The sequence below is a fragment of the Shewanella septentrionalis genome (assembly GCF_025370265.1).
In the GTDB taxonomy this organism is placed as follows: Bacteria; Pseudomonadota; Gammaproteobacteria; order Enterobacterales; family Shewanellaceae; genus Shewanella; species Shewanella hafniensis.
This window is the reverse complement of record NZ_JAMTCC010000002.1, coordinates 117,684-134,762: the sequence shown is the minus strand read 5'-3', so window position 1 is coordinate 134,762 and position 17,079 is coordinate 117,684. Positions and strand designations below refer to the sequence as shown.

The 17,079-nt window shown below is 49.8% G+C and carries 16 protein-coding genes; 1 reads left to right on the top strand and 15 read right to left on the bottom strand.

Translation table 11 applies throughout. The annotated features are described in order from the left end of the window. Positions 1 to 12: 12 nt before the first annotated feature. From NE536_RS01710 to NE536_RS01665, 10 genes are all read right to left on the bottom strand, one after another. The gene (locus NE536_RS01710; protein ID WP_261271597.1) at positions 13 to 378 is read right to left on the bottom strand and encodes a hypothetical protein; all 366 of its coding nucleotides are present in this window, start codon (positions 376 to 378) and stop codon (positions 13 to 15) included. Continuing rightward, entirely contained in the window at positions 375 to 4,301 is a 3,927-nt protein-coding gene (locus NE536_RS01705; RefSeq protein ID WP_261271596.1) for a tape measure protein, read from the bottom strand. Before NE536_RS01705 ends, NE536_RS01710 begins: the two co-directional genes overlap by 4 nt. A gap of 119 nt (positions 4,302 to 4,420) precedes the next feature. Continuing rightward, entirely contained in the window at positions 4,421 to 5,167 is a 747-nt protein-coding gene (locus NE536_RS01700) for a phage tail tube protein (protein WP_261271595.1), read from the bottom strand. A gap of 20 nt (positions 5,168 to 5,187) precedes the next feature. After that, entirely contained in the window at positions 5,188 to 5,628 is a 441-nt protein-coding gene (locus NE536_RS01695; protein WP_261271594.1) for a phage tail terminator protein, read from the bottom strand. Beyond that, positions 5,628 to 6,083: a gp436 family protein gene (locus NE536_RS01690; protein WP_261271593.1), complete on the bottom strand. Its 456-nt coding sequence runs from the start codon at positions 6,081 to 6,083 to the stop codon at positions 5,628 to 5,630. The genes NE536_RS01695 and NE536_RS01690 overlap by 1 nt, the downstream gene beginning before the upstream one ends. A 2-nt stretch (positions 6,084 to 6,085) precedes the next feature. Further along, positions 6,086 to 6,598 (bottom strand): HI1506-related protein, encoded by a 513-nt coding sequence (locus NE536_RS01685; protein WP_261271592.1) that lies wholly within the window; start codon positions 6,596 to 6,598, stop codon positions 6,086 to 6,088. A gap of 82 nt (positions 6,599 to 6,680) precedes the next feature. Beyond that, positions 6,681 to 7,601, bottom strand: coding sequence for a Mu-like prophage major head subunit gpT family protein (locus NE536_RS01680; protein ID WP_012197084.1), 921 nt, complete (start codon positions 7,599 to 7,601; stop codon positions 6,681 to 6,683). Continuing rightward, positions 7,601 to 8,770: a phage protease gene (locus tag NE536_RS01675; protein WP_261271591.1), complete on the bottom strand. Its 1,170-nt coding sequence runs from the start codon at positions 8,768 to 8,770 to the stop codon at positions 7,601 to 7,603. Before NE536_RS01675 ends, NE536_RS01680 begins: the two co-directional genes overlap by 1 nt. Before the next feature lie 99 nt (positions 8,771 to 8,869). Then, the gene (locus tag NE536_RS01670; RefSeq protein WP_261271590.1) at positions 8,870 to 9,754 is read right to left on the bottom strand and encodes a hypothetical protein; all 885 of its coding nucleotides are present in this window, start codon (positions 9,752 to 9,754) and stop codon (positions 8,870 to 8,872) included. A gap of 79 nt (positions 9,755 to 9,833) precedes the next feature. Continuing rightward, a complete protein-coding gene (locus tag NE536_RS01665) occupies positions 9,834 to 10,013 on the bottom strand; it encodes a hypothetical protein (protein ID WP_261271589.1) in 180 nt (59 codons plus the stop codon). Positions 10,014 to 10,710: 697 nt separating this feature from the next. Here NE536_RS01665 and NE536_RS01660 point away from each other — a divergent pair. After that, complete coding sequence (locus NE536_RS01660; protein ID WP_261271588.1) at positions 10,711 to 11,514, top strand: hypothetical protein; 804 nt, start codon at positions 10,711 to 10,713, stop codon at positions 11,512 to 11,514. Here NE536_RS01660 and NE536_RS01655 read toward each other — a convergent pair whose 3' ends face one another. From NE536_RS01655 to NE536_RS01635, 5 genes are read right to left on the bottom strand one after another with little or no spacing between them, the layout of a single operon-like run. Next, positions 11,515 to 11,970 carry a phage virion morphogenesis protein gene (locus NE536_RS01655; RefSeq protein WP_261271587.1) on the bottom strand — a complete coding sequence of 152 codons (456 nt, stop codon included), beginning with the start codon at positions 11,968 to 11,970 and terminating at the stop codon, positions 11,515 to 11,517. A gap of 9 nt (positions 11,971 to 11,979) precedes the next feature. Then, the gene (locus tag NE536_RS01650) at positions 11,980 to 13,290 is read right to left on the bottom strand and encodes a phage head morphogenesis protein (RefSeq protein WP_261271586.1); all 1,311 of its coding nucleotides are present in this window, start codon (positions 13,288 to 13,290) and stop codon (positions 11,980 to 11,982) included. Beyond that, positions 13,283 to 14,869 (bottom strand): DUF935 domain-containing protein, encoded by a 1,587-nt coding sequence (locus tag NE536_RS01645; RefSeq protein WP_261271585.1) that lies wholly within the window; start codon positions 14,867 to 14,869, stop codon positions 13,283 to 13,285. The genes NE536_RS01650 and NE536_RS01645 overlap by 8 nt, the downstream gene beginning before the upstream one ends. Further along, a complete protein-coding gene (locus NE536_RS01640; RefSeq protein ID WP_261271584.1) occupies positions 14,869 to 16,509 on the bottom strand; it encodes a hypothetical protein in 1,641 nt (546 codons plus the stop codon). Before NE536_RS01640 ends, NE536_RS01645 begins: the two co-directional genes overlap by 1 nt. Next, positions 16,509 to 17,078 carry a DUF3486 family protein gene (locus NE536_RS01635; RefSeq protein ID WP_012089151.1) on the bottom strand — a complete coding sequence of 190 codons (570 nt, stop codon included), beginning with the start codon at positions 17,076 to 17,078 and terminating at the stop codon, positions 16,509 to 16,511. The genes NE536_RS01640 and NE536_RS01635 overlap by 1 nt, the downstream gene beginning before the upstream one ends. Between the last annotated feature and the right edge of the window lies 1 nt (position 17,079).

The following is a 17,079-nucleotide window of genomic DNA, read 5'->3' as shown; positions in this document are numbered from 1 at the left end:
GATAAATGGCCTTTAAACGGTGATTAACTTCAAGGTGATAGCCTCGATTTCGTCGGGGTCGGTATCGCTGTAATTGATCGCGGGCGTGCCGCTAATGGGCTGTTCGCTGTAGTCCCACATCACAGTTAATGCAGTGCCATTGACATCCAGGTTAAAGCTGGTCGCGCCCTTTGAATTAGCGTGGGCCTCAAGGGCATTGAATACCGCCAATGTTTCTGCATCGCTGAATAACACCACTGGGCGGCCCGCTTGTTTGGCGGCGACTTCAACATGCTGCGAGCCATCGAGCGCAAACTCAGTGCTGCTCACAAAGGGCGTATAACCAAAGCGGTTAAGCCAAATAAAGTGCGGTAATTGAAGCGTGTCTAAGGTGATCATGAGGTGGCCTTAATCTGTTCTAGTTCGCGCAAAAACAACTGTTTAAACTCATCAAGCAAATCGGCCTTCACTACATTGCCCGAGGGCATCGCTAGCTCTAGCCGATACACCTGCACGCTGCTGCCAGTGCTCTGATTGCTCACCGATGGCGTTGTGGTTTGGTTGGCACTACTGCGAGTGGGGTTAGTCGCGGTGCTTGTACTACTTGATGCGGGCTCGTTCGCCTGCGCGCTACGTTCTGCCGCCTCTGCTTCGATTTGTTTTAGTTTGGTGGCGTAGATTTGCTGACTGAGTTGCAGGGCTTCTGCCGCACTGGCAATGGACTCTTTATCCTGGGCCGTGCGGGCAGCTTCGAGCTGCACCTTAAGCTCAGCCTGTTGCTGTTCATAGCGGCGTTTCTCGATAGCGGCTTGGTTATTGTTGAGCTGATCCATCTCATCTTTGAGACTGCCCAAAGTCGCGTTGATATCGTCACGCAGGCCGAGAATACGATCGCGGGTAGCATCAATGGCGGCTTGCAGTGGCTTAAGATCTTCATCGCCTAACTCGCGTATATTCCACTTTGCCTCGCGGCTAATTTGATTGACGCGAGCTAGGCTAACGCTGGAGCTTTCAAGTTCTTCAGTCCATTTACGTGTCAGTAGGGTTTCATTGATGATCTGCTTTTCGCGGATAAAGGCTTGGTTACTGAGCTGCGCCAGTACACCCCAAAAGCCAGTATTCACCCGCATATTGTTCATAATGCTATTAGTCAGCTGATCGACGCGGGCGTTGAGTTTTTCGGTACTATCTTCGTTAAAATTGAACTGTTTATTTAAGTGGGCATAGGCACCCGCGAACAGGTTGACATACTCAGTGGCGCGGCCAGTAGTTTCCTCTAATTGTTCGAGTTCTTGGCGTTGCTCAATTAAGGTTTTAGTGGTCTTTTTTACCTGTTCGTCAGTCTCTTGCTCACTATCTTCCAAGCCGCCCATTAAGCGTTGCAATATTCTGAGCACTTCGACCAAGCGCTCTTTTTGTCGCAGGTATTCTTCCGCCGTGATGCCGCCGTCTTTATAGGCTTGTTCGAGCCTTAACATCTCATCAGATACCGCGGCATACTTACTTTTTATCTGTTCATAATTAGCCGCTTCGAGTGCCTGAACCTCACTGAGCTGCTTAGTTTGGTCACTCAACTTGCCCTGTAAACTAATCAGATCTTGTTGGGCTTTTGCTTTGGCTTTACTCGATACCGTCGAGCTGTTCATCACATCGCGGCATTGCTTCAATCGGGCTTCGGTGTCAGCAACCGCGCGGCTTAGCTTGGCTTGCTCGGGTGAAAGTTCCTTCACGCTGTCTGTATAGCCGTATTGCTTTGCTGTCAGATCGCTCAGTTCCTTGGTTAGCCCAAGGGTAGCGGCTTGCGCTTTCAAGGTTTCGGGTACCGCAGCGCCAGTCGCTTCGGCGGCCGTTAATGCCGCTTTCGCCCAGGCTAAAAACGCATCCTTTTGTTGCTCAATCGGTTCACGGTTATTTTTAATCAGATTAAAGGCCACTTCGGCCTTAGTATTGACCAGCTCTAAGGCTTGGCTACTGGTTAGCCCTAAGTCCTTATAGGCTTGCTCTAGTGCCTCAGTGCCCTTAGCCGTGGCATCAAGATAGGTTTGCTGATCTTCAAACTTGGCGCGCAGTATCGTGAGTAACTTAACGTGGCCTTCGTATTGATCCCCCGCCGCTTTTAACGGCACTAAGGCGGCATCAATTTGGCGAATGAAACCGCCCATACCACCTTTAACGCCATCGAGCGTTTTAGTTTGTTCGCTTAAGGTAAAGGTCAGGCGCAGCGCTTCTTCAACCGTTAATTTAATCGGCTCAACAACGTCAACCGCAGCCTGTTTGACTTCTTGCATGGCTTTAGCGGCGTTCTTCCACTTACCAGTGGCGTCGTCATAAATCAGTTTGCCTTCGTCTACCGCCTTGTTGAACTCGGCCATAGTGGTAAAGGCTACGCCCGTTTGCTCACTGAGATCCTTAAGTGAGTACTCCAACTGTTTGGCGCTAGACGCGGCAGCGCGTTTAGACTTTGCCAGTGCTTCTTCAGCAATCAATAACTCTTGGTATACCCGAGCGACCTCGATCAACTCACTAATCAGGGCTAAGTACAAACCCGCTTTAGCCGCTGCTGCCAAGGCGGTTTTAAGTTTGCCAGCAGCTAAGGCCGCGCCCTCACTCGCCGCAGTGGTACCCATGATCGCGCCAGTGTAAAGACGCATCACGCCGATGGCGGCATTGGCTCCGGTGATCACATCACTAAAATAGCTACCGACTTTTAACGCTAGAAATGCCTTAGCCACAAAACCAATTTCATCACGGAAGTGGTAAAGCATCGCCGCGCCATCTTGCACCGCTGAGCCTATGCTCACGATCGTGTCGCTGACTTGCTGCGCCCATTCCTTTAAACGGCCATCGGCGGCCATGGCGGCAAACTCAAGATTCAACTCACTGATCTGGCCCTTAAGCCAATCAAGTGCACCGGACTGAGCCACGAGATCATAGAAGGATGAAAGGTTATCTTTGAGGTTTGATACTTGGCCACTGAGCAAAGCCATCTGCACCGCTGCGCTGCCATTTGCGGCTCGGCCCATTTCATCAATCAAGCCTTGGATCACATCGCGGCCAAGCTTGCCTTGCTCACTGAGTTTTTGCAGTTCGGTAGTGTTCTTTCCCGTGACCTTAGCCAGCATGTCCCATACGGGCACGCCGCGCTCAATCAGTTGCAGGATCTCTTCGCCCTGTAGCTTTTGTTTTGCCCAGGCTTGGCCGAGTGCCAAGGTGATCCCCTCGACCTCTTGAAAACCACCACCGAGTTTAAAGGCTTGATCCACAATCGCCTTCATGGTGCCGTTCATAGGATCGAGGCCAAAGGCTTTGGCCTTCACAAACGCTTGATTGACTTCGTTCAGTTGCAGTGGCACATCGATGGCGAATTGTTTTACCCAAGCGGTCGCTTGTTTGCCAGATTCAAAACCGCCCATCACAGCATTCATCTGCACGCCAAGACGTTCGAATTGATCGCCCGTGGCAAAGACATCCTTCACCGCTTGAGCTACGCGGTCAAAGCCCAAATAGGCACCCGCTAAGGCGGTCACTTGGCCGATCACACCACGCAGGGAACTGGCATGATCACGGGCGCTGGCATTGCCCTTATCTAACTGATTAGCAAACTTATCGACATTGCGGCCAGTGCCGTCAAATTCGGCATTTAACTTGCGCTGCGCTGTGGTCAGGTTGTTGTAATCAATGCCCGATTTCGACAGGGCATTTTGCAGCTTAGTGTGGCTGGATGATTGCTGCGCTAACTCGCGCTGCATTTGCTCCAGCTCTTTTTCTGCCACATCAATAGAGCGTGCCAGTTGCACAAAAGGCGCATCCGTTTGGCTGGCACGTTGCTTTAAGTCCTGCAGAGCTAAGGCGGCAGCAGTGACAGCAAGCTCTTGCTGTTCAAGCTCATTGCGTGACCGCTTAAAGGTGTTGATCAGGTCTTGCTGGTTAGCCAGTTCATCGAGCTTATTGGCTAAGGTATTGGCTTTTTGGCTGGTCGATTGGCTACTCTCGCCAACATCATCAAGCCCTGTTGCTAAAGGCTTGAGGTCATTAGTGAGCTGCTCTGCTTGGTTGCTGGTATTACGGCCGCTTTGGGCCACTTGGTCTAACTGGTCGCTTAACGGATCAAGGCTGTTTTTGAGTTCATCAACTTGATTCGCACCCGCTTGGCTGGCATCACTCACGCCATCGAGTTCATCAGCGAGCGCCTGCGTCTTAGGATTCGCCGCATCCGACTCAGTGCCGATGCGCTTAAGCTCATCGACTAAAGCCGCAATGTGTTGCTTGCCCGTGGCCTCTGCCACGATCCGCAGGGCGAGTTCTAAGGTTTTATCAGCCATGGCTATCTCGTTAATGCTCTCGTTAGTATCTAAATAATCGGTGTTTAAACGGCGGTTAAATGGGGATTAAAGGGCATGGCAATTGAGTACGGCCATGCCCTTGGGTTAAGCAAAACCGCTTACGCATCCAGCTCTAGGTACTCGAACGGATGATCCTTACCCGCGACTAACTGGGCTTTACCCGCAAGGGTGGCGCTCACAAACTCACTGGCGGCAAAATCGAGCGCCGCTGTTGGCGATAAGCTGGCGTCGAAAATTTCGAGCTTAATCGGTTTGCCTGTTTCTAAGTTGGTACCTTCTCCGAAGATCCGCGCACGAGTTTGGGCGTTAATGCCACCGCGAATGAGGGTGCCGCTAATGGCGTTATGTTGGCCTGTCACTGTCACCGCGCCGCCCGCTTCTATGTCGCCGCCTTTTACGGCGCGCACTAGCCCTAGGGCATAGTTCACCTCATAGTCAGTGCCCAGCACTAAGGTGGCAGCGTCTTTCTTCACCACAAAACCGAGGGCGGCAAAGTTACTTTCAGGTAGCTGTATCCAACGCTGATTATCAGGCAAGGTCACGGCCTCATCAGTTAAGGTGCCGCTGCCCGTGTTCAGCACTTGGGTATCACCCAGTAGTGCCATAGCAATCAGTTCGGCGGGTTGATCGTCGAAGGACCATTCCACCTCAACAGGCTTAGAAATTTTCACCACGCTTAAGGCTTGGCCATAGCTTTCCTTCTTTTTACTGCCACGTACCTTTTCTTCGGCATCGGTTTTGATCGCGAGCTTAGTGGTGTTAATGGGGCCAATGATCCCCGTTGATTGCCCTTGGGCATTTAAGCGGTCAACAAAGAAGTTGCCTGCGACTAATAATCCACTCATGGTGAGTTCCTCTTAGGTTGTTAAGGTTTGAATCTCAAAATCACACTTAACGCCACGGGGTAATAACCGTGGCTTTTAGTGAAACGGGGTTTAACGGGACTGTTAACGCGCACAAAGGGGCCAAGCATCTGACCATCCACCGCAATGGACTTACCCACAATCGCGTTTAACAGGCTGACTAATAACTCACCTGCTTGGCCTTCGTGAATAGATAAACGGCAAGCTAATACCACAAGCCAAGTCTGCTTAATTTGGCTGGTGTTGCCGCCTTGTGCGGTATCCGCCAGCGTATCGCCCAGATACAACACATGGGCGGCGGGGGTGATTTGGCTGCGCTCATCCACTTCGCTTAGCTCATTGGCTTGATAGACCTTTTTCAGCTTCTGGCTCGTCACTAATGGCTCAAGTATTTGAGTCAGCGCATCACCTGCAGCAAGGTAGTTATCTTTAATTTCAAACATCAGATAAACCCCTTAGACGATGCACGGCCAAACACGCTGCCTGCACTTTCGATACTGACCACTAACTCACTTTGGCTAGCGACTTCACCCGTATCAGCTAGCCCCAAACTGATATCGCCTTTGCTCACTGCGGTTAAAAACTTCACCACAGCGGTATAGCGTTTCTCGACTTGTTCAGGGGCTTTATCGCCATACAAGAAGTAACGGGCGATATCGCAGCAGTTACGCTCCAATACGGCGGGAACCGTGGTTAACGGCAAGGTGTAACGGCCCACGATATAGCCATCAATCTCGGCAGACGCATCGCGCAGCGCCTGCTCAAGCAAGGCGAAATTGATTTCCCCTGGCACACTGTCTTCACGCTCGGTAAGCAGCATTAAGTCCTGCGCACCAAAGCGACTCAGCATGTTGTCAGGGGTAGCGTACATGGCTCTTGTGATGGCTAAGTCGGCCATGACTATTCACCTGCTTCGTTGGTGGCGGTGCCAGATGGCTCAGTGCTTTCCGTTTCAGTGTTAGGCATTTCAGCGCTTGAATTAGCCGTTTCACTCGCACCTGGCACTGTGACTTTTACCGCCTGAATAGCACTAACTAAGTCAGTTTTATTCATCGAGTTAACACCCGTGATCGCCAAGTCTTTTGCCAGTTCTTTCAGCTCTTTTGCTGTCAGTTCATCCAAGGCTTTCTCTTCACCATTGGGCTCTTTCACACCAGTGAGCGTGCCTGTGATATCGGTGCCTAATGTCTGATCACCGTCTGGAATGTCCACACTCCCCGACGCTGGTGCCATATCACGCACGGATACCTTAAGGCGCTGATCAGCTTCAAACGCTGCAACTTGCTCATCCGACAGCTCGGCCAGCGGTATAAGGTTTTCGCCTTTGTTAAGCGCCATGCCCGCACGTCGATAGCCAGTGTGCGCAAGACAGATAACCAACAGGACTTGAATGTTCTTAGAAGGATTCGCCATTTCATTGTTACCTCACTCGATGTTGGGGTGCAGGCGCATCCTTGTGCCTGCGATTCGCTGCTCAAACTTAAGGGGTGAACACCTAAAGCTGTGGCACCACAAGGATCTCGAACTTGCCTTTCAGTTCGTTATCCACGGTCACGCCACCTTCATCAATGCGCTCACGGGTCATTAACTTGAGTGCGACGTCTTCAAGAGAAGCTGGGATCACCAACAAATTGGGGCGTATCTTGAGCTTCTTACCGCCATCGCTGGTAAAAGCTTGCATGGCTTTGTAAGCGCTCCATAGGTTGGTGGCATTGAGAGTACGCTTGTTGGCGAAGGCCATTTGCCAGAAGCCAAAGCCCGCTTCACAGCGCATATCGGTGCCGAACTGGAACTCGTTATTGGTCCAAACTGCAGGGTCAGTTGGATTAAACAGGGTGTTTAAATCCAGCTTGCGACGCTCTTGGAAGATGAGTGGCTTTAATGGGCGCGTGGTATCGAGCAAAAACCAAGGTTCCCCCGTATAAGCGCCATCAACCACCATGTTGGCCACCGATACGTCAGCACCCGTTCCATCGTGCTTCTCGTTAACGGGATGGTCAGTGTCAAAAAAGTTCTGCCCGTCATAACACAAAGTGCCAAAGCCTTCGGCTAATAGCTCGAACACCAGATCGTCGGGAAACTCTTCACCTTCCTGCGCCAATGCCTGCACCATAGGTTTGTAAATCCCTAAAGTGTCATCTTCCACATCATCACGACTAATACCTATGGTGGTTTCAAAGGTCCGGTTAGTGATTGAATAACCATGCTCTTTGATGGAGTTGATCACCCGCGCACCAATCCATTCGCGCATAGTCGGCATTGAGCCTAACCAGCCGTAGGTATTGGACTTAGTATTGCTTGGCACGACTGAGGCAATTTTTAAATACAGTGGATCTGTCTTAGCTAAAGCATTTTGAAACTCGCTACGCACCATAGTGCGCAGAGCGTGTAATACTGGGGCGTTAATAGCAGCCATTATTTTTGCTCCTGATCAGCGGCGATAGCTTTAGCAAAGTCAGCGTGCGACATGCCCCAAGAATCGGCCATTTTGATTTGGTCGGCAGTCAGTGCCGCGAGTTTGGTTTCCTTGTCCTTGATAGGATCGGGAACTGTGGTGGTTTGCTTGGCCGTTAATGCGGCAATAGCCACACGCTCACCCAAGTTGGTTGTAAGCGCCGCGATGGATTGCTTGCCTAACTTGGTTAGGTAATCACGTTCGCACTCAAAGGCTTTGCCTTCATCTATCGCCGCCTTCACGGTTTGCTCAACGGTAAGCACACCGTTTTCAGCAGTGAGTGCAACAAGTTGCGCGCGCAGGGCAGCGACAGTTGCCGCTGGAACGTACTGGCTTAGATCAACCGAGGGCGATGTAGCACTCAACGCTGTAAGCTGTTGCTTTAAGCCATCAACGCTATTTGCTGCCGTGGTTAGCGTATTAAGTGCAGATAGCGCCGCGACCTCTTGCTCAGCCGTTAAGGCCGTTGCATCCTCGGGCACATCTACCCCAAGGGCGGCTAAGATTTTTCTCAGTAATGGGTTCACATGGAGTTCCTCCGTGTCGGTGGATTGGCTAGGTTGGTTTGGGTTAAGGTTTGGATTGAGGCTTGTATTAAGAGCAGCCAATGCGGCCAGCGCGGCGAGTGGCAACATGCCATCGACACCAGGGCGGTTAGTTAACGCGGCTGAGTGGATAAATTGCGGGCGGCCAGTGCTGGTGTCATAACCGAACACTAGGCTGAAGTACTTGTATTCTTTGGCGGTGAGGTAAACGATGGCGTTATCGGTAAAGCGCGGCTTAATAAACAAGCCCTGCCCTTGTCGATATTGCACGTCATCGATGTTGAACCAACCCGCAGCGGGTGCAGGCAGGCCATTCTTCTCTTTGTTGAGGGTTTGGTGTTCGTAGTCAATAACCAGATCACCGGCTTTATGGGGGGTGTTTGCTTGCAGGGCCGCGAATGCAACGCTATCCATCAACCACTTGCCACCAGCCACATCTTCAGGGCGACCATCTACGGCGGCAAAGTGGCCATCAGGCAGCGCCTGAATGTAGCCATCTTCACCAACCACAAAGGTTGCTTCTGAATTGACGTTTAACTGGCTGCTTAAGGCGGCAAAACCCAAAGTTGTGGTGGTTGCAGACATAAAAAAGGCACTCTCAATTACATTGGAGTGCCTATAATGATCTCGCTTGACTCGCTAGCGGATTGGAAAGGTTTCGGGATTAATTTAATTATCCAATAACTAGATATTTCTCTCTCGATACTTTTGCAAAGTTACTAAATTAACAAATGGACAAAAAATAACAGGTTTATTGTACTTACCAGTGTAATGCAACTTACCAACGAGCAGTATATGAGTACCCCGAAGTTCTTCAAGATCTTCGATTTTAAAAACTTCTAAAAACTTGTCACGTATATCGGCAAATACTTTAACACTTAGCCCAGATTTTGAATCACTAGCATTCAACCAAATACCGCCATATGCCTCATCGTAAGAGTCAACAATTAGCCCCCAAAAAAGTCTGCTTTGGCTATCATCGACTGCGGGAGTAATATCATCGAAATGAACTGCTACGTCCCTGATCGTTCCTTGTATCTTTAACTGCCCACTATCTGAATAAATTTCCACCCTTTTATCAGAGAATTTAAAATCTGGATAGCGTTTAAGGTAAGATAGAATTTGTCGGAGTGTTCGCGTGACTGTGGCTTCATATGCTTTATCTGTACCAATGCCAATACTCCCGCCTTTTGGTGTCACAAATCCAGCAGGTGGAATCGGAGGTAAGTCGATATCAGCAATTGCACCACCTCGATTATCATCTAAATTTATCACATAATCAGAAACAGTTGGCACAGGCACATCAACTGAATTACCAGTGTCGCTTCCGTCATCGATTACTAAATATGAAGTTCTATAAGGACACTCACCTTGATGATGATGCGAATTGAAGTGAGCCGCTCGAGCCACTTTTGCATTCGGTTTTGTGGCAGAACGAAACCAAGCCACATCTTCGCAACCTATACAATGCAGGCTTGCTTTATATGTTTGCTGCAATTCAGTAGACAAGTTTGAAAAATCGGCAGCGTTTATAACCGTCCCAGATTTGGTGCTATATACTTGCTCCATTGAGTCATGTCCTTATGTATAAAAAGTAATAATAATTTTATAAGTAAAAGCCCGCATGATTTCTCATGTGGGCTTTAAATTACCCAAACATCACAGGCCAAATCGCATAAGCATGATCTAGCAACCAAGGCAGTGACAACAAACTCGCTTTAGTTATGAAGTCCAGCCAGCTTTTGAACTTTACTGGAGGGGGTTGAGGTGCAACATTAATAATTACGATTGTTTGATTAACAATCATTTGGCGCTCGGTATCGTCCATAAAGACCTCCCAAAAGAGCATTTAAGTTCACAAGCAGCGCCAAGATATAGTTGCGTAAACGAAACTGAATCCGTAAACTCAACTTGTACATAAATCGATGTGCTTGCATTTGTAAGAGCTTCGATAAAACCGTAATGCCTCCACAGCATTGCGGTTTTTTTTTGTCCACCAAGCTCATAAACACCATTATCATTGGGTTTCTACTCTATTTGCAAGTCTGAATTCAGGGGACATCTTGTGGATAAGTTGAGGACAAGCTTTCGCGTTAGTAACGGCTAACCTTGAAGCTCAACTTCAGGTTAGCGTGGTACATTTATGAGGAATTTTTCGGCGTTCTTTTCGATTGCCAATCTTTTATCCACCTGACTTTAACTACGGGCAAAATATCAAACATAAACAGCTATGAGTATCTGCATGTATGATCTAACGAGGATAAATCCTTTTGTACAATAACTTACCGCTCACTCCCAAATAGCCCTTTTTTATATCCATATTAAGTAAATCAATAGAATTGTGTGAGTTCAGCTATAACCCAGTTTAAAACCCGTTTAAATCCTTGTTAAAGCGTTTAAGTGGTATCTGGATAAACCGTTACACCAAGTTGAGAGTTTAGACGCTTAAATCTCGTTTGAGAGCTTTACGCTTCGGAGCTTGTCACCTTAGAATACTATCATTACTTTTAAACCATAGACGGCACATGACCACCCCTTCGGCATCTCCTCAAGCGGAACAGCAGACTCAAACCCACGAATCCGAGACATCATTTTGGTGGCTTATCATTTTGCTGGCCGTTATTGCTGCTTTTTTACTAACTTTGTACTTTATGAATTTCAATGGGGGCTGGGGTAACCAAGGAGACTTTGGTGCATTTGGCGACTTTCTTGGTGGCGTGCTCAACCCTATCTTAGGCTTTGCCACTGTCGGACTTTTGATCTGGTCACTTAAGATGCAAATGAAAGAACTGTCACTATCTAATCAGCAACTCGCTTTAACTCGGCAAGAGTTGAAAGAGACTAAAGAAGAAACAGCATTAAGTCGCCAAGCTATGGAAGCTCAGGTTGCTCATTTAAAACAAGATGCAAAACTGACCGAATTACAGGGCGTGTTAAAAGCTCAGCTTGATATCATCAACGACCTTCTTGCTACCCAAGTTTATTCTCGATTAACTGATAGAGGGCCTATCGGTATTACCTTCGACAAAATATTGAACAATCATAATGAAGTTCGTAGTTATCAAGGCGCAATAATTGAACTATTGAACTCTGAAGTCCCTAACCCTTTGATTAATTCAATAAAAGCGCTAGAGATACAAGTAATCCAGCTAGGTCATATATCCTTAGAATACTCTAAAGAAACTAACTCGAAACTTTATGCGTTACCTTACCTTGTAAATGCAATATCACTGCTGAGCAAATTCTATAAATTTCAACCAAATGAAAGTATTGAGACTCTGTTGAAAGAGATAGATACACAAATCAAAAAAGGCGTAGACGAATTCTAATTAACGACTATAAAGGTCGACAACAATCTCAAGAATGGATTGTTCATCCTCTCGACTGACGCCAAGGTATGGCCGTGCTGGAATACCCGCTGGGCCTGCGGGCATATCGTCGGTGCCACCAAACTGGTGAATAGCGGCATAGATTTTATTGCTACCAATCGCCGCCCAAAAGTTACCGCTGTCGGCGACTACGCTGGCAGCTAGCCCGCCAGCACTGGCCTGCAGTATCTTACCACCCTGGCGTTTAGGGTTCGCTTTAAGATAAGCATCACTTAAGGATGCCCAGGCTTGACCTGTAACGGGATCGGCCTCTGCTTCAAAGGCTGATTCGGTGGCTGACTCCAGAACGGCTGCAATATCGTTCATGGGTTCACTTAAGTCATCGAGCTTATCCAGCAAGCTATCAAGCACCTGCAATACAGTGCCGTTGGTAAACTGAATATCCACTTTATTCATAGTGCATCCCTACCCTTTTAACTGACCTTCAAGCACTTGGTATTGGGCTTGCTGCAATTCAACTAGCGATAACTTAAGTACTTCCACTTGGCCCTCATTAGGTGTGCGCTGTAATTGCCACTGGCTCGCGATAAGTAATTTGCTATTACTAGCTGGGTCATTAGTTGCTTGCCCTTCCATTGGATACACATAGAGTAAGGTTTGATTATCGTTATCCCATAGCACGGCCTCGGGCTTAGCCAGTAGCAGCGGTAATTGCTGTAACTGGTTAGGCGTCACCGAGGCTTGCGCTGTAATGAGTTGCCGCTCAGTTATAGCGAGCAATGCGCTGGGTTCTCGCCCTAAACGCGCTGTCACTGCGGTTTGAATCGAGGGCGTCATAAAACCTAAAGCCTGTACGCCTAAGCCTGGTCTTCGTTTCTGCACTGGATTGGCGGCAAGGACTTCATCCGTCCATTGGGCAAACTGGGCGTGGCGCAGTGGGCTATTATTGAGTGCCTGAATAAACTGCGCGCGGGTATCGAGGGATTGAATAGTGCCCAGCTTTTTGGCTACCGCGACGTCGGTACCAAAGGCGGCTTCGCCTGGGCTATAGGCCCAGCCTAAATCGGGGCTCATGCTGCTGCCATCGGGCAGATCGATACGCGCATGGGGCACGGTTAATACTTCACCCGTTCCGCGTGCGACAGTCTCAGTGTCAAAGCGCTGGATATAACCTTCGCCATTTTCCACAGTGATCCCCATCGCCTTAACCTGCGCCTCGGTGAGCGCCCGAACGCGGCAACGACAGCCCCAGCCATTGGGAGGATAAATGATGTCCCATATTGGATCGTCAAAGCGGAACACTTTACCCCTAAGCCGCGCATGGGCTGGCCGTGTTTGGCCGTCATCTATCGCCACATACTGCCAATAGGGGTGGGTTTTAGTGCGCGATAACATGCGCCGATAGCGCCCAGCCATGTAAGCGGTTTGCAGGTTTTGACGATAGATAGTGTTTAAGCGGTAGGGACTCCCCAGCTGTACCTCGCGGCCATCGACTTCCTTTTTACCCCACCATCCGAGCTTTTCGAGTTGAGGTTTAAGGTTTGCCTGAAACTGCTTAGCGGTTAATCCTTGGCTTAGGGCTGCATCCACTTCATTACGGATCGCCGTGAGCACATCCATCTGTGCCGCCTTGGCCACCGTAAAGGCACGGGCGTGGGCGCGGGTCCACACGTCTTGCCAATCGTCACTGATGGCAAAGCCTTTGGCACGAAAATAGGCCACCGCATCGGCGGGGTCTTGGTTAATGGCAATGCTTAAATCAACGGTTTTAGGCATTTGCGATTCCCCATAGTTCGGCCACAAACATTAACCGCGCTAAGGTTTCGGTAAGCTGCTCGGTATCCATGGCGGGATAGCCCTTTTCCAGTTGCGCCCGCAGCTGCTCCGGCTCGCTGTGCAGTTGTGCCAGTAATGGCTCTACCATCGCCATATAGGCTTCGCTCATTTGACCTTGAGTGAGTGCATCCAAGGCTTTATCTAAGGCGGTTTGGCTCGGTTCACTCAACGGGGCACTAGACGGTTGAGCGGCTAAAGCCGCCAATGCTGTCTGGTTAGCAGCGCTGGCATTGGGGTCTTCTTGCTGGATCACCAGCACGGCTTCGCCATTAGCGGGCTTAGGGATACGGGTCTTTTCATGCAGCCAGTTTTGTGGGATCTGCATGCCCATGCTGACGAACGCCCGCAGCGGATACGCTAAGGCACGTAAGTCTTCGGCCTCTGTGGTATCAAATACTAAACGTGGATGGCGACGATGGCTTTGATAACTCTTGCAGTTGAGCGCATACAAAGGGGCCACTAAGTCACGGGTTAAGGTTTCGGCAATCAGGCTAAGGTCAGCATCACGCAGCTCTTGGCGTACTTCGTTATGCACGTTACCGAGCGCATTAGTTGAGCTTTTACCGTCAGCTTGGCTGGTCAAGGTGCCGCCTAAAATCACCTTGCTCATGGTCTTTTCAGCCCAGCTAATCATCAAATCAAATGGATCGGCTTGACCTGTGGCGGCACTCTCGAAATCCATCACCATGCCCTTGGGCATAATGCCACCCGCGTTATGGCCAATGCTCATGACAGCATTTAACAGGGCGCGCTTTTCCTCATCGTTGGCACCTGCTGGATACTGACCAATCCGCAGCGGCAAACCGTAGATCTCCAGAAACTCGGCTAAGTCGCGCACACTGTAGTTTTTAAAAATAAACGGCCAGATTAACTGACGCACTAAACCACTGCGGCTGACATAGCCAGATTTGGCAGGATGAATATGTTTGATCCAACCAAAGGGCCACAGGTCAGCGCCATTGACCGTGGCATCACGCAGCCGCAGTTCGTTGCGCCGCTCAGGGTGAGTCATAAACCAAGACGGATCGCGATACTCTGGCACTTCAATAAACCATTCGCCTAGCTCTCGCGTCCAGGCTAACTCGTGCATGCTAAAGCCCTTGATAATGGCATCACTCATTGACTTAATGAGCGTCTTTATCCAGTTACCTTCTTCGAGCATTTCTTGCAGATATTCAGTGTCGGCCTTTTCCTGTGGTGTCGGGTTACGGGGTGGAATTAAATAGTAATCCACGCCGATCAGTGCCCGTTTGCGTTTGTCTAACTCGGCATATAGGTGGCCGTCTTTCTCTTCGATATCTTCGGCCAGTTCACATTGGGCAATGAGATCGCCTTGCTCGGCGGCCTGTAAAATATTGGCCGCACTGGCGGGCGTTAACCCGCTACTCGGGTGCTGGCTAAAGGTACGTTGCAGGCCAATTAAACGCACATCGTCGGTCTGCAGTGCTTTGGCTTCACGCTGATTAAACGGCCGACCACTGGCGTCCAAAATACGTGATTCAGTTGTTTTTTCTTGCATTACCAGCAACCTCGCTGCGTTTGATGATCATCATCCTCATGGGCACTTGCTGCGGCATTCGGATTACGGTGTTCACTTCTAGGAATGGGGGTGAACTCTATGGGGGCACCGTCTAAGGTGGAGGCGTATACCATCAAGAACAGGCTGATTGCGGCATCACCGTGGCGTTCTTTTTCTTGGCCTGTGCGTACATCGCCAAGGCATGGCGTACCTCGACGGTTAATGCTTAAGGCCCGCAGATCAGTACTGGTGTCGTCGTCCCTTGGAATAGTGATAAGCCCATCTTCAAAGTGACTTTTAAAACGTGGCATTTGCTCGCGGTAAAAGGACTCAGACAGCATCACGCAGGCGATCACTTCGCTGCCGTATTTATCCTGGGCGTATTCCGCTAACGCTTGACCATTCCCGCGTGCATCCATCGCGCCGCCCCTCAGCCGTGGCAAGCGGTCCACAATGTAAAACAGGATCTGCTCTTGTTGGCGAAAGGGAATGTTTTTAAGCTCGACCTGTAACTTGGTTTTGATGTGGAGATCTTGGGCTATTTCCCCCACGTCAATCACGGTTAAGTCACCACTACGGGCAAAGTCTTCACCAAAGCAATGGGGGCGTGCAGGGTCTAAGCTATCGAGAACCGGCTTGAGTTCATCCTCACACCACTTAAGGATCTCCGCTGCCCGTAAACCCTCTGGCCATTGTCCAAAAGCATCGTCTTTTTTAAGGCGAACAACGGGGCCGCTATCTGTCACGCCGGCCATGCGGGCTTCGATTAACGCGCGGTTAAGATAAGAACCACCGCCAGACTTAGGCACGCAAAAGTATTCTTCTAATGCATCCTCTTCGGTAGCGGTGGCTTTGAGTAATTTTGCTTTCCAGTCATCCTCGGCCACTTGGCTCCATTCGATGCCGCGCACTTGGCAAATACGCTTATACAGCCCCTCATTACAGGCATCATCTAAGGTGACACGGTGAATGGAGTAATCTTTTTTACCCGCACGGGAATCATTAATCAGCTCATTGAACTGGTTATCAATGCCATTATGAGTGGAGATCAAGCGTACCTTCGCGCCCCACATGGTCAGCGCCAATGCCGCTTTTAGTACTTCGGCCAAGCGCTCGTGGAACGCCGCTTCGTCTATAGTCACATTGCCTTGCATACCGCGCAGGTTCGAGGGATTACTCGATAGCGCCTGCACCTTGAAACCTGAGGCAAAGTAAATGGCAAAGGTCAGGATCTCTTTACCGTCTAGGCCTTCATCAACAAACACTTCTTCTTGGATTTCGCCTGCGGCCTTATCAAATACTTTGGCCCACATGGCCGCAGCGTCGATAAATTCCCGCGCCATCTCCTTGTTACTGCCCACATAAAAATGGTTAGTCCCCCCTTGGCCACGGGCTGCGCCTGCGGTAAGAGAAGCATCCGCAGCCTCAGCCCAAGTGAGTCCAGTTCGGCGCGACTTTTCGGCAATCTTGAGTGGAGACTCATCGGCTATCCAGCGTTTCTGATAACCGAGCAGCACCTCTTTAGGATCAAAGCGACTTAGGCAACTTGCCTCATACGTGGGATCAAAGCTGCTTGCCGTTGGCGTGATGGCTAGCGCTACCGCAGTCGCGGCCGCTAACACCCTTTTCTTAATGGTCATCAGGCAATCCCCAGTATTTCACGCTTAAGCAAGGCAACGGCATCACTGGTTAAGCCAGCGGTTTTCGCGACCTTCTCGGCGGCATTAGCCGCTTCGGCCGCGAACGCGGTGCGGATCTCTTTCTCGCGCTTATGGCTGGCCATGGCAGCAGACTCCAAACGCTGCACCGCTAACATGGCGTCTTTAATCATGCCCACGTCGGCACCTTCGCCCGTTTCATCTTGGTTTAATAGGGCTTTAAACAGCTGCGAACGCGCCATTTCGAGGATGAGTTTCGTCACTTCACCCGTCGGTTTATCGCCCAGTTCTGCCGTCCACACTTGGGTGATCTCACGCATTTCACGTAGGGATTTACCCACGGCCTCCATCTTTGTGGCATAGCGGTTAATGCCCGCGCGGGAAAGCTGGTTTTCCTCAGGTAAGCCTGCGGCTTTAATCAGCGCATTGATTTCATCGAGCAAATCAATCTGCTGAATCGAGCCATTACGCAGCCCCGCATCGAGCTTTTTGCGGATAGGATCAGGCAGTAAATCGACTTTAGAGCGCCGGCCTCGGGTTTCACTCGCCATG